The 12,878-nt window shown below is 65.9% G+C and carries 12 protein-coding genes; 6 read left to right on the top strand and 6 right to left on the bottom strand.

The features are described 5' to 3' along the window. Positions 1-6: 6 nt before the first annotated feature. From rimM to ffh, 3 genes are all read right to left on the bottom strand, one after another. Positions 7-531, bottom strand: a complete 525-nt coding sequence (gene rimM, locus WC585_RS05595) for a ribosome maturation factor RimM (RefSeq protein ID WP_373256596.1) — start codon at positions 529-531, stop codon at positions 7-9. A 72-nt stretch (positions 532-603) separates the two neighbouring features. Continuing rightward, a complete protein-coding gene (gene rpsP / locus WC585_RS05590; RefSeq protein ID WP_373256595.1) occupies positions 604-1,188 on the bottom strand; it encodes a 30S ribosomal protein S16 in 585 nt (194 codons plus the stop codon). A 27-nt stretch (positions 1,189-1,215) separates the two neighbouring features. Then, positions 1,216-2,742, bottom strand: coding sequence for a signal recognition particle protein (gene ffh, locus WC585_RS05585; RefSeq protein ID WP_373256593.1), 1,527 nt, complete (start codon positions 2,740-2,742; stop codon positions 1,216-1,218). A 296-nt stretch (positions 2,743-3,038) separates the two neighbouring features. Between ffh and ppc the strand changes: the two genes are divergently transcribed. Next, complete coding sequence (ppc, locus tag WC585_RS05580) at positions 3,039-5,735, top strand: phosphoenolpyruvate carboxylase (protein ID WP_373256591.1); 2,697 nt, start codon at positions 3,039-3,041, stop codon at positions 5,733-5,735. Positions 5,736-5,872: 137 nt separating this feature from the next. Continuing rightward, positions 5,873-6,178 carry a UrcA family protein gene (locus WC585_RS05575; RefSeq protein WP_373256590.1) on the top strand — a complete coding sequence of 102 codons (306 nt, stop codon included), beginning with the start codon at positions 5,873-5,875 and terminating at the stop codon, positions 6,176-6,178. Positions 6,179-6,241: 63 nt separating this feature from the next. Here WC585_RS05575 and WC585_RS05570 read toward each other — a convergent pair whose 3' ends face one another. Beyond that, positions 6,242-8,422 carry a M3 family metallopeptidase gene (locus WC585_RS05570; RefSeq protein ID WP_373256588.1) on the bottom strand — a complete coding sequence of 727 codons (2,181 nt, stop codon included), beginning with the start codon at positions 8,420-8,422 and terminating at the stop codon, positions 6,242-6,244. 122 nt (positions 8,423-8,544) lie between these two features. On the opposite strand from WC585_RS05570, the gene WC585_RS05565 reads away from it, so the two are divergent. Together WC585_RS05565 and WC585_RS05560 are read left to right on the top strand one after the other, a co-directional pair. Then, entirely contained in the window at positions 8,545-9,405 is an 861-nt protein-coding gene (locus tag WC585_RS05565; RefSeq protein ID WP_373256586.1) for a glutamate racemase, read from the top strand. A gap of 44 nt (positions 9,406-9,449) precedes the next feature. Continuing rightward, complete coding sequence (locus tag WC585_RS05560; protein WP_373256584.1) at positions 9,450-9,995, top strand: hypothetical protein; 546 nt, start codon at positions 9,450-9,452, stop codon at positions 9,993-9,995. Here the strand turns inward: WC585_RS05560 and WC585_RS05555 are convergent. Both WC585_RS05555 and WC585_RS05550 read right to left on the bottom strand, forming a co-directional pair. Next, positions 9,992-10,525: a carboxymuconolactone decarboxylase family protein gene (locus tag WC585_RS05555; RefSeq protein WP_373256582.1), complete on the bottom strand. Its 534-nt coding sequence runs from the start codon at positions 10,523-10,525 to the stop codon at positions 9,992-9,994. The two genes, WC585_RS05560 and WC585_RS05555, sit on opposite strands and share 4 nt — an antisense overlap. Before the next feature lie 152 nt (positions 10,526-10,677). Then, positions 10,678-11,232 carry a peroxiredoxin gene (locus WC585_RS05550; protein ID WP_373256581.1) on the bottom strand — a complete coding sequence of 185 codons (555 nt, stop codon included), beginning with the start codon at positions 11,230-11,232 and terminating at the stop codon, positions 10,678-10,680. 221 nt (positions 11,233-11,453) lie between these two features. Here WC585_RS05550 and WC585_RS05545 point away from each other — a divergent pair, with 221 nt between their 5' ends. Further along, positions 11,454-12,362 (top strand): SIMPL domain-containing protein, encoded by a 909-nt coding sequence (locus tag WC585_RS05545; protein WP_373256579.1) that lies wholly within the window; start codon positions 11,454-11,456, stop codon positions 12,360-12,362. Next, positions 12,362-12,790 (top strand): HIT domain-containing protein, encoded by a 429-nt coding sequence (locus tag WC585_RS05540; RefSeq protein WP_373256577.1) that lies wholly within the window; start codon positions 12,362-12,364, stop codon positions 12,788-12,790. Before WC585_RS05545 ends, WC585_RS05540 begins: the two co-directional genes overlap by 1 nt. Positions 12,791-12,878: the final 88 nt, after the last annotated feature.

Below are 12,878 nucleotides of genomic sequence, written 5' to 3'. Positions count from 1 at the left end.
GACCGCTCAATCCGGCTCGCGCTCGCCGATCTCGACGGGGCGCACGACCTTCAGCCAGCCGTCGGCGATGTGCAGGTCGGGCACGCAGTCGCGGGTGAAGGGCAGGTACCAGGTCTGGCCGCCTTCCGCTGGGGCGATCTCCAGCATGTCGTCGGCCCCGAAGTTCTGGACCGATTTGACCGTGCCCAGCACGACCTCGTCCGGGTCGCGCGCCTGAAGTCCGACCAGATCGGTCAGGTAGAATTCGTCCTCGTCCGGGGCGGGCAACAGATCGCGCGGTACGTGCAGTTTCAGCCCGCGAAGGGCATCGGCCTGTTCCTTGGTGGCGATCTCCTTGGCGCGTCCGACGACTGCGGACTTCTCAGGCCGGGCGCTGCTCAGGGTCAGGCCGACGCTGCCGTCGGCGCGCAGCAGCGGGCCATAGGCCAGCAGCGACATCGGGTCGGCGGTATAGGCGGTTACCCGCACCTCGCCCTTGACGCCGAACCCCCCGGCGACCTGGCCGACGAGGATGAGTTTCTGATCCGTCATGACGGGCTCCGACAGCAAAAGGGCGGCGCCATCCGACGCCGCCCTTGTCTCATATAGCAGGATCGAAGCGGATCAGGCCTCGGTCTTCTCTTCAGCGGCAGGCTCTTCAGCAGCCGGTGCTTCCTCGGCAGCAGCTTCGGCCGGAGCCTCTTCCGCAGCGGCGTCAGCGACCGGGGCCTCTTCGGCAGCAGGCTCTTCAGCCGGCGGCGCGTTTTTGGCGGCTTCGGCAGCAGCGGCGGCTTCTTCCTTGGCGCGGGCGGCGGCTTCGGCAGCCTCGACCTTGGCGGCGGCTTCGGCCTCGGCGCGATCGGCTTCACGCTGGGCGCGCTCGGCGGCACGTTCCTGGGCCTTCTTGCCGGGCTGGGCCTTGTTCGGGTTGTTGCCTTGCGTCCACTTGACCTTGTCGGCCAGCGTCTCGTCCTGGCTCAGGAAGCGGGCGACGCGGTCGGTGGGCTGTGCGCCTTTGCCCAGCCATTCGGCGATGCGGTCGGCCTTCAGCACGACGCGCTTCTGCTCGCCGTCACGCGGCAGCATGGGGTTGTAGGTGCCGACGCGCTCGATGAACTTGCCGTCGCGCGGCGAGTGGCTGTCGGCGACGACGATATAGTAGTAGGGGCGCTTCTTGGCGCCGCCGCGGGCCAGACGAATCTTCAGCATTTTCAGTCTCTTTCTAGGAAATAAAGGTCAGTTCTTCTTGGTGGGTAGGCCGGGCAAGCCAGGCAGCCCCCCCGGGAGTTGTCCGCCGCCCAGGCCGGCGAACCGGTCCTGGAGGGCTTTCATCTGTTCGGCGTCGGTATCGGGCAGCTTGCCGCCGCCCATGGCCTTCAGCCGGGCCATGTCGGCCCCGCCGGGCGCGCCGCCGCCCAGACCGCCCATCATGGCGGCCATCTGCTTCAGGCCCTTGCCGCCACCCTTGGACATGGACTTGACCATGTCGGCCATCTGGCGGTGCTGTTTCAGCAGGCGGTTGACGTCCTGCACCTCGACCCCGGCCCCCGCCGCGATCCGCTTCTTGCGGCTGGCGTTCAGCAGGTCGGGCTTCTTGCGCTCGACCTTGGTCATTGAGGAGATGATGGCTTCCTGACGCAGGATCATGCGGTCGTCCATGTTCGACTCGGCCATCTGGGCCTTCATCTTGGCGACGCCGGGCAGCATGCCCATGATGCCCTGCAGACCCCCCATCCGCTTCATCTGCTGAAGCTGCGCCGCCAGATCGTTCAGGTCGAACTGGCCCTTGGCCAGCTTGCGGGCCATGGCCTCGGCCTTGGAAGCGTCCAGGTCCTGCGACGCCTTTTCGACCAGGGCGACAATGTCCCCCTGACCCAGGATGCGTCCTGCGACCCGGCGGGCGTCGAAGACTTCGAGCTGATCGACCTTCTCGCCCGCACCGATGTATTTGATCGGCAGGCCGGTGACGGCCCGCATCGACAGCATGGCCCCGCCGCGCCCGTCGCCGTCGGCGCGGGTCAGAACGAGGCCCGTGAGGGGCAGGCGCTCATGGAAGGCGCGGGCCGTACGAACCGCATCCTGGCCGGTCAGGCTATCGGCGACCAGCAGGGTCTCGACCGGTTTGGCGATGGCGGCGACCTCGGCCACCTCGGCCATCAGGGCTTCGTCCAGCGTAATGCGACCGGCGGTGTCCAGGATCAGGACGTCGAAGCCCTGAAGCTTGGCCGACTGCAGCGCCCGGCGCGCGATCTGGACGGGGCTTTCGCCTGCCACGATCGGCAGGGTGGCGACCTCGATCTGCTTGCCCAGGGTGGCCAGCTGTTCCATCGCCGCCGGACGGCGTGTGTCCAGCGAGGCCATCATGACCTTCTTGCGGTCGAACTTCGTCAGCCGCAGCGCCAGCTTGGCTGAGGTCGTCGTCTTGCCGGAGCCTTGCAGGCCGGACATCAGGATGACGGCGGGCGGGGTGGCGTTCAGATTGATCGGCGTCGGCTCTTCGCCGCCCAGCATCTCGACCAGGCCGTCATAGACGATCTTGACCACCTGATCGGCCGGCTTGACCGAGCGGATGACGTCCTCGCCCGTGGCGCGCTCGGTGGCGAAAGCGATGAAGTCCTTGACGACCGGCAGAGCGACGTCTGCCTCGAGCAGGGCCACGCGCACCTCGCGCATCGCCTCCGTCACGTCCTTTTCGGACAAGGCCCCACGACCGGTGATCCGGTCGAAAACGCCTGACAGTCGCTCGTTCAGAGCCTCGAACATACAAACCTCATATGGCGCAGGCGAAACGGCTCCATACGACAACGGCCCCCGGCGACGATCACGTCGGCGGGGGGTTCTCGCCATCCTCGTCCTGAACTGTCAGGGGTCGTGATGGTGGAGACGCGAGTTTCACTTGCGTCGGAAGCGGCGGCTTATGGGGGAAAAGCGGCGGATTGTCGACCCCTGCGCACCGAAGTCTGCGCCACACACTCGGTTTCAGCGTTACCGTTTGCTGTGGCCAGGCTGGAAAGCGCTGATACGGTGGGTTTCCAGCCTCCCCGCTGAGAGAAGAAGCCATGATGCAAGCCGCCGACGACCAACTGCGTGACGAGGTCCGCCTGCTGGGCGGTCTGCTGGGCGAGGTGATCCGCGACGAGGGCGGGCAGGCACTCTACGACCGGATCGAGGCGGTGCGGCAGGCGTCAGTGGCCTACCACCGCGATGCGGGCGCACAGGATGCGTCGCAACTGGAAGCGCTGCTGGCGGAGCTGTCGCTGGATCAGGCGGTGGGGCTGGCGCACGGGTTTGCGGCGTTCTCGCTGCTGGCCAATGTCGCGGAAGATCGCGCAGGCAAGCGACGGGCGAAGGATCAGAGCGCAGCCGGGGCCCGGGCCGATACGCCGGAGGGAGCCTTGGCGCGGCTTCAGGCAGCCGGACAATCCACGCAGGATGCGCGAGCCTTGCTGGCAAGGGCGCTCATCTCTCCGGTCCTGACGGCCCATCCATCGGAGGTGCGGCGCAAGAGCGTCATCGACCGGATTACGACGGTTTCGGACCTGCTGGATGGCTGCGATCGTGAGGGAGACGCCTGTTCACCCGAGGTGCTGAACGACCGCCTGCGGCGTCAGGCCACCATCCTGTGGACCACGCGACTGGTGCGCCAGACGGGGCTGGTGGTGCAGGACGAGATCGACACGGTGGTGTCGTTCCTAGAGCGCATCTTCCTGAAGGTCGCCCCGGCCCAGCTGGCCGACTGGCGACGGCGACTCGATGCGCCGGACCTTGGCCCCTTCATCCGCATCGGAGCCTGGGTCGGCGGCGACCGTGACGGCAATCCCAATGTGGATGCAGCTGCGCTGAAGGCGGCGTTTGCGACGGCGGCGCGGGCGGTGCTGCGCTTCTATCTGGACGAGGTGAACACTCTGGGGGCGGAGCTCAGCCTGTCAGGGTCTCTCGCCGGGGTGTCGCCAGAACTGGCGGCGCTGGCCGGAGGATCGGGTGATATCTCTCCGCATCGGGCAGACGAGCCCTATCGCCGGGCGCTGAGCCAGATCTATGCGCGGCTGTCTGCGACGCACGTCTGCCTGACAGGGCGGGCGGCGCCCAGGCCCGCGCCCTTCGAGGCCGATGCCTATCCCAATCCTGCGGCCTTCCGGGCCGATCTGGGGGTGCTCCACGACAGCCTGATCGCCCATCATGGAAGGGTTTTTGTCGACGATGCCCTGACGAATCTGATTGCTGCCGTAGATGTCTTCGGCTTCCACATGGCAACGCTGGACCTGCGCCAGAACTCGGATGTGCATGCGCGGGTGGTGGCGGATCTGCTGAAGGTCGCCGGCGTATGCGAGGACTATGAAGCGCTGGACGAGGAGGCGCGGCTGACGATGCTGGAGACGGAGCTGGCCTCGTCGCGACCCTTGTTCAATCCGTATGCGGATTATCGGGCTGAAACGCTCAAGGAGCGCGCGATCCTGGAGGCTGCAGCCCGGGCCCTGACCGATTTCGGCCCCCAGGCGATCCGTACCCATGTGGTGTCCAAGACCGATGCGGCATCGGATCTGCTGGAGGTCTATCTGTTGCTTCGGGAGGTGGGGCTATATCGACCGGACACCCCGCAGGCCTGTCCGATCCAGGCCGTACCTCTGTTCGAGACGATCGACGACCTGCGGGCCGCGCGCCCGACGCTGGAGCGGCTGTTGAAAGCGCCTTCGGCTCTGGCGGTTGCCAAAGCGCGCGGCGTCCAGGAAGTGATGATCGGCTATTCGGACTCCAACAAGGACGGCTCCTACCTGACCTCCACCTGGGAACTGCACGAGGCGTCGCGCGCCCTGCTGGAGGTCACCGATGCAGCGGGTGTTCGACTGCAACTCTTCCATGGGCGCGGCGGGGCAGTCGGGCGGGGCGGTGGCTCCAGCTTTTCGGCCGTCCTGGCCCAGCCAGAGGGCACAGTGGCGGGTCGTATCCGAGTCACCGAACAGGGCGAGGTCATCGCCAACAAATATGGCGAGCCGGAAGTGGCGCGGCGCAATCTGGATGCCCTGACCTGTGGTGTTCTGCTGGCGTCGCTGGCCCCGCCGCCGGATGCGGACCTGACCCGGCGGCATGGATCGACCTTGGCGCGACTGTCCACGGCCTCCATGTCGGCCTATCGGGCGCTGGTGTACGAGACAGAGGGCTTCGTCGACTATTTCCGCGCCGCCACACCGATCGCCGAGATTGCCGACCTGAAGATCGGTTCGCGTCCGGCGTCGCGGACATCCTCCACCGCGATCGAGGATCTACGGGCCATTCCGTGGGTCTTCAGCTGGAGCCAGTCACGCGTCATGCTGCCCGGCTGGTTCGGTTTTGGGTCGGCCATCGCGGGCGAGGATATGGACGAGCTTCAGGCAATGGCCCGCGACTGGCCCTTCTTCCGCACCCTGATCCAGAACATGGAGATGGTGATGGCCAAGGCGGACATGACCATCGCCCGACGTTATGCCTCGCTGGTGCCGGACAGGGCGCTGGCCGACCGCGTTTATGGGGCGCTGCTGCAGGAGTGGGAGCGGACCCATGCCGCCGTTCTGGCCATCACCGGGCAGGATCGGCTGCTGGGCGGCCAGCCGGAACTGGACCGCCTGATCCGCCTGCGCATGCCCTACGTCGAGCCGCTGAACCACGTTCAGATCGAATTGATCCGTAGGAGGAGGAGTGGTGACGATGACCCGCGTGTGCGCGAGGGAATTCTGCTGGCCCTGAACGGCGTGGCCGCAGGTTTGCGCAACAGCGGCTGAAGCTGGGCCAAGCATGTCGGCGATTTAACGAAGACGTCGCCATTCCGACTTGGAAGTCGAAAGCCACTGCCACAGACCGTCGGTATCTCCCGCTGCGTCGCCGCCAAGAGCGACGTAGACCTCCGCAGGAGTTCGCCATGAAGACGCTTATCTCTCTCTCCGTCCTGATTCTGGCTGCTGTATCCAGCCCGGCCATCGCCCAGACTACCGTGATGGTTGATGGACGCGTTCAAGTCCGTATCGGCGACCTGGACATCTCCACGGTTGCAGGTGCCGCCGCCCTCGACTGTCGCATTGATCGGGCCGCACGTTCGGCCTGTGCCGGGGGTCTGGGGCTTCAGGTGTATCGCTGCCGCGCCATGGTCCGCAACGACCTCATGGAAGCCCTGCCGGTCGCGCGCCGTCAGGACTATGCCCGCGCTCGCGGTGCGAACCAGGTGTAGGGTTCGAAAAAAGGCCCGGCGGATCGCTCCACCGGGCCCATTCCTGTTTCTGTCTGATCGGCCTTAGTTGGTCGGGAAGCCCCGGACCTTCAGAAGGGCCGCCACGTCGGGGTCGCGTCCGCGGAAGGCGCGATAGGCCTCGGCGCGGTCGGTGGTGTTGCCCGGTGCCAGCATGATCGACTTGAAGCGGCCGGCAATGTCCGGATTGAACACGTCGCCCGACTCCTCGAAATAGGCCCAGGTGTCGGCGTCCATCGTTTCGGACCACAGATAGCTGTAGTAGCCCGCCGAATAGGCGTCCGAGGTGAACAGGTGATTGAACTGCGGCAGGCGGTGCCGCATCACGATCTCCTTGGGCATGCCATAGCGTTCCAGCGAGGCCTTCTCGAAGGCGTCGATGTCGGTCGGCGGCGTCGCCTGCGTATGCAGGTCCATGTCCACCAGGGCCGAAGACAGATAGCTGACCGTCGCATAACCCTGGTTGAAGGTAGACGCGGCCTGAACCTTGTCCACCAGCGCCTGGGGCATGGGCTGGCCGGTCTCGTTGTGCTTCAGGAAGCCGTCCAGGATCGGACGCGACAGCACCCAGTGCTCATGCACCTGCGACGGATATTCCACGAAGTCGCGCGGCGTATTGCCATACGATGGATAGGTCACGTTGGAACTGTAGTAGTGCAGGGTGTGGCCGAACTCGTGGAACAGGGTCTCGGCGTCGTCCAGCGAGATCAGCACCGGTTGGCCAGGCTCGGCCTTGGTGAAGTTGTTGTTGTTCGAACCCAGGATCGCCTTGGAGCCGTCCAGCGTCGAGAACGACCGGTAGGTGGTCATCCAGGCCCCCGAACGCTTGCCCGGACGGGCGTAGTCGTCGACATAGTAGAGGCCGATCAGGCGACCGGTGGGCTTGTCGTACAGCTCATAGACCTCCACGTCGGGGTGGAAGGTCGGCACCGTGCCCTTGGCCAGCGGGCGGAACTCGAAGCCGTACAGACGCTCGGCCATGGCGAAAGAGCCGGCGCGCACGGCATTCAGCTCGAAGTAGGGCTTCAGCTCGTTCTGATCCAGGTCGTACTTGGCCTTGCGGACCTTCTCGGCGAAGTAGAGGTAATCCCAGGGCTCGATGTCGAAACCGGCCAGGGCCTTCATGTCGGCGACCTCTTCGGCCACACGGGCCTTGGCCGGGGCCCACACGCGGTTCATCAGGGAAATGGCCGCCGCGGGCGTCTTGGCCATGGTGTCCTGCATGCGCAGTTCGGCATGGTTGCGATAGCCCAGCAGCTTGGCCCGCTGGTCGCGAAGGGCCACGATCTCGGCGATGATCGCATTGGTGTCGTTGGCGTCGCCATTGTCGCCGCGGTTGACGAACTTGCGCCAGACCTGCTCGCGCAGGGCCCGGTCGTCGGCGAAGGTCAGGAAGGGATCGACGTCCGAGCGCGTGTTGACGATGGCCCAGCCCTGAAGATTGCGCGAACGGGCGGCCGCGGCAGCGGCGGCCTTGTTCGAGGCGGGCAGGCCGGCGACGCCGGCTTCGTTCGGAATGACCGTCCAGGTGTTTTCGTCGGCGACGACGCGCTGGCCGAAGCGGGTGAAGGCGGTGGACAGGGCGGTGTTGATCCGGCCCAGCTCGGCCTTGCCGGCGGCGTCCAGATTGGCACCGGAGCGGATGAAGCTGTCGCGGCTGCGCTCGGCCAGTCGCTTCTGCTGGGCGCTCAGGCCCATGGCGTCGGCATTGTCGGCGACCGTCTTCACGCGCTGGAACAGCGGCGCATTGAAGTTGATCTCGTCGAAGAAGGCCGACAGCAGGGGCGACATCTCCGTGTCGACTGCATCATAGGCCTCGCCGCCGATGTTGCCGGTCATGACGCTGTAGATGTTGACGATCCGGTCCAGCGGCGCGCCCCACAGCTCCATGGCGACCATGGTGTTGGCAAAGGTCGGCGGCTCGGGATTGTTGGCGACGGCGGCCACGTCGGCGCGGGCCAGGTCCATGGCCTCGATCATCGCCTCGCGCAGCTTGGGTGCCGTGACCTTGTCCCAAGGCGGCACGCCATCATAGGGGCCAGTCCAGGGCTGCAGCAGTTCGGCGCGCGGGGTCTGGGCGGGCAGAACGGCACGGGCGATGCGCGCCTCTTCGGCCAAAGACGCCGCGCTCGGGGCGTCGGCACCGCTCATCGACATGCCGTTGGAGGCGCAGGCCGACAGCGCCAGAAGGCTGCCTCCGGCGATGAGGAGTTGGCGTCTGTGCATGGAAGGCTCCGGTATTTCATGGGGTCTGAACCCTACATAAGCCGTTTGCGACGGATGTGTCACATGACACGGTTGAAATCTTGAACGTGGACGCCGCGCAGCCCCGGCGGTAAAGCCGCGCCATGGCGATTGGCGTATTCGACTCCGGGGTTGGCGGACTGACGGTCCACCGTGAACTGACGCGGCGGTTCGCCGACCGCGACTTCGTCTATCTGGCCGACCAGGCCAATGCCCCCTATGGCGGGCGCGGCGGCGAGGAGATCGTCGATCTGACGCGCGCGGGCTGCGAGCGGCTGTTCGAGGCCGGGGCCAATGTCATCGTCCTGGCCTGCAATACCGCCAGCGCCATCGCCCTGCGGCGGCTGCAGCAGACCTGGGTGCCCGAGGCCAGAGCGCGGCATGGTCGCCCGATCAATGTGCTGGGCATCATCGTGCCGACTATCGAGGCGGCGACCGGCCTGCCCTGGACCTATGAGGGCGAGCGCGACCGGGCCGAGGGCGAAAAGAAGCAGGCGATCGAGATAACCGGCGTCTTCTCCACAGCGGCAACGGCCATGAGCCGGGTCTATGAGATCGAGATCGACAAGCGGCGCGAGGATCTGGCAGTCTTTTCCGAACCCTGCCCCGGCCTGGCCGGGCTCATCGAACTGGGCGCGCCGACCGAAGAGTTGACGGTGGTAGTGAACGACCACGTCGACGCCCTGCGCCGCCGCATCGGCCGTCATCCCGACAAGGCCATCCTGGGCTGCACCCACTACGAAATCGTGGCCGAGCTGTTCGCCGCGGCCCTGCCCGACGGCACGCCGATCATCCATCAGCCGCAGGCCGTGGCCGATGCCCTGGAGCGCTATTTCGCGCACCACCCGGAATTCGAGCTTGGACAGAGCGGCCGCCGTGACTTCCTGACTACAGGCACGCCGGGCCCGCAGAGCGAACGTGTCAGCCAGTTCTGGGGCGCGCCGCTGAGCTTCGCTGCGGCTTGACGTCGGTTTCCGGTCGTCGGCCTATGGCGGCGGGAGAATTTTCCATGCTCAAGACCCTCATCGCCACCGCCGCCCTGTCCCTGACGGCGGCCCCCGCATCCGCAGAAATCGTGGCGCGCACCCCTGACAGTTTCACCCTGCGCTACGCAGGATCCGTCGGGGTGGGCCGTGGCGACGTCTTCGGTGCCGTCGCGCTCATCAACGAATGGTGGGATGGCGCTCACACCTACAGCGGCGATGCGGCCAACCTGACTTTGGACACCGAGGTCGGCGGCTGCTTCTGTGAGGCTTTGCCGGACGGTACGATGTTCGAGCATGGGCGGGTCATAGCATTTGACGACGACCATCTGACCCTCAATGCCCCACTAGGCCCGCTCAAGGGCCGCACCACTCGCGCCGACTTGACCTTCAGCTGGCCCGAAAACGACGCGCTGTTAGCGGAAGACGAAACAGGCGTCGTGGTGGTTTTCGTGGTCGAGGGCCCGGGCTTGGGTGCCTTTGCCGACGCCGTCGATACAGTGATGCGAGGTCAACACGAGCGGCTAATTCATCGGGCCGAACTCGCCGGGCCGGCCTCTTCGTTCGACTAGCCGGCCAGCGCCGCTTCCGACGCCACGATCCGGCTGGCGGCGTGGACGACGGCACCGATGCGCAGGGCGGCCTGAATCTGTGTGTTGGGTACGCCGTGCTTGCGCAGCTCGCTTTCGTGCGCGTCCAGGCAGGCCCCGCACCCATTGACGGCGCTGACGGCGGTGGACCACAGTTCAAAGTCCATCTTGTCGACGCCCGGATTGGCCAGCACGTTCATCCGCAGCCGCGCCGGCAGGGTGGTGTACTCGTTGTTCTTCATCACGTGCAGCGAGCGATAGTAGATGTTGTTCATGCCCATGATGGCGGCGGCCGATTTGGCGGCGCTCAAGGCCTCTGGCGACAGGACGGTCGCCGCCTGGGCTTCGAGCGCCTTCACGACGGGGGCGACGCCGACGGCATGGGCCGAGGCCAGGAAGGTGCCCCACTTCTGCTGGTCGTTCAGCACGCTTTCATTGGCCAGCGACGACAGGTTCAGCGAAATGTCCTTGGCATAGGCCGGGATAAGGTCGCGCAAGGTGTCGATAGACATTCTTTTTCCTTCGGAAAGGGGTCGGCTATCGCTCGACGCGCGGCGTCTCGCTGCTTGAGCCGAAGATTTCGCGAGGCGATCAGCGGCCAGTGGCTGCGGTTCGCAGCGGGTTTCCGCCACTAGCCACTCGCCACTGGCCACTCATCAACTTCTTAGGCCGCCAGCACCTCGCCGCCGACGGGGCGGTTGCAGGCGCACAGCTCGTCGGTCTGCAGGGCGTCGACAACACGCAGGGTGTCCGCCGGGGCGCGACCCACGTTCAGGTTGGTGACATAGACATGCTGCACGACGTTGTGCGGATCGACCACGAAGGTGGCGCGGAGGGCGACGCCCTCGGCCTCATCCAGAATGCCCAGGTCGCGGGCAAACTTGCCGCCGTTATCGGCGAACTGCCAGATCGGCAGCTTGTTCAGATCGGCGTGATCGCGGCGCCAGGCCAGTTTGACAAACTCGTTGTCGGTCGAGCCGCCCAGGACGACTGTGTCGCGGTCGTCGAAATCGCGGGCCAGCGAGGCGAACTCGGCGATCTCGGTCGGGCAGACGAAGGTGAAGTCCTTGGGATAGAAGAAGATGACCTTCCACTTGCCCTCGAAGCTCTCCTGCGTGACCGTTTCGAAGGCGGACACGCCGTTTTCTTCGTGGCTGTTGAAGCCCGGCTTGACGCCGATGATTTTGAATTCCGGCAGTTTTTGACCGACGCCCAGCATAGGGTGCTCCTGAAACGATGATTGTGATTGGGGACGGCGGGGGAGCGCCGTTTGCAGTTGCGAAATGGGCGCTGCGCTGCACAAAGTCAATCGTTCAGGCCGGCGACGTCGATCAATAATATCTATAGGTGTGATAGCCTGACCAAGTCTGACGTCTTTGGCGAAACGCTTTACGAGCGCGCTGGGTGGAGCCAGTGTCCGAAGACATCCGGAGAACTGCCATGCGACGCCTGCTCACCACCCTGACCCTTGCCGCCGCCACCGAATCCACGGGCCTCGCGGCTGTTCCGGCTCACGCCCAGACGCCGCCCGCGACCATCGGCGATCGCTATGTGCCGGCACCTTGGTGGATGCGCGATCCCGTCATCGCCTCGGTCGGCTATGTGCGCACCGAGGTCACGGCCAACCGCGCCGGATTCGGAGCCAGTTTCCAGTCGGTCGAACGCACCGCAGCCGAGGCCTCGCGCAAGGCCGCCGATCAGGTGCGTGCTCTCAGCCAGGCCCTGGCGGCTTACGGGGTCGATGTCGTGCGGGTCGAGACGACGGTGTCCACCCGTCCTCTGTACGATCAGTACCGCGACGAGGCCGGCAACCTGCGTGACAATGTCAGGGCCGACCGTATCGAACGCTATGAGGCCCAAGCGAATGTCAGCGTGACCCTGCGCGACGTGCGGGTGCTGGAACGTGTCTATGCCACGGTCGTGGCGTCCCAGCCCACCTCGATCAGCCCGGTCAACTTCAACCTGCAGCCTGACAACGCGACCAAGACCTGGCTGCAGGCCGAAGCGGTCAAGGACGCCGCCCGGCGTGCGCGCGAAGCCGCTTCGAACGCCGGCGCGACTTTGGGTGGTGTGCGTGTAATCGACCCAACCGGGCGAGCGTGTCAGACCGACGTGCTGGCCGGCTGGCCCTCGTATGGAGGCGGTGCTTCGCAGGCCACGGATGTGGCCTATGCCGCCATGGAGGCCGCCTACGTCCCGCCACCGCCGCCTGCCGCCCCGGCCCCCGTCATGGCTACGGGGTCGCGCCTCGCGCCGTCGGAAGACCAGATCGAGGCCGCAACCCTCGCGCTGCAACCGCCGCTGCGGGAACTGAGCGATCAGGCCTGCGTCGTCTACGCCCTGAACTGATGGGCATCGAGTCCGAGTTTCTCGCCGATCCGGCATTCGAGGCTGGTTCAGTGTTGGCTGCCGACTGGCCGCTCTGTCAGGTGCGGTTGCAGGATGACGCGCGGTTTCCGTGGCTGATCCTGATCCCGCGCCGGGCCGGTCTGACCGAGCTGGATCAGCTGGAGCCGTCCGATTTGGCTCTGATGATGCAGGAGGTTATTCGCGCTGGAACTATCGTCCGCGATCTGGGGCATCGTCTCGAGCGGCCCGTCCAGAAGCTGAACGTCGCGGCCCTGGGCAATGTGACGGCGCAGTTGCATGTCCACATTATCGGTCGTCGTTCTGACGACCCGGTCTGGCCCGATCCGGTGTGGGGGCGGGGGTCAGCGGAGCGATGGGATCCCGGTCTGCTCGAAACCCTAATCGAGGCTCTCAGCCGGAAAGCCTGAGCGATCAGTGATCACCCCGCGACGGTCTGGTGCGTTGACCCCCGGTCCCCTGCTGACTAAAGCCTGTTCACCGGCATTCCGTGCCTGA

This window comes from Brevundimonas sp., from assembly GCF_041648055.1.
Classification (GTDB): Bacteria; Pseudomonadota; Alphaproteobacteria; order Caulobacterales; family Caulobacteraceae; genus Brevundimonas.
This window is presented reverse-complemented; position numbering and strand designations above follow the sequence as displayed.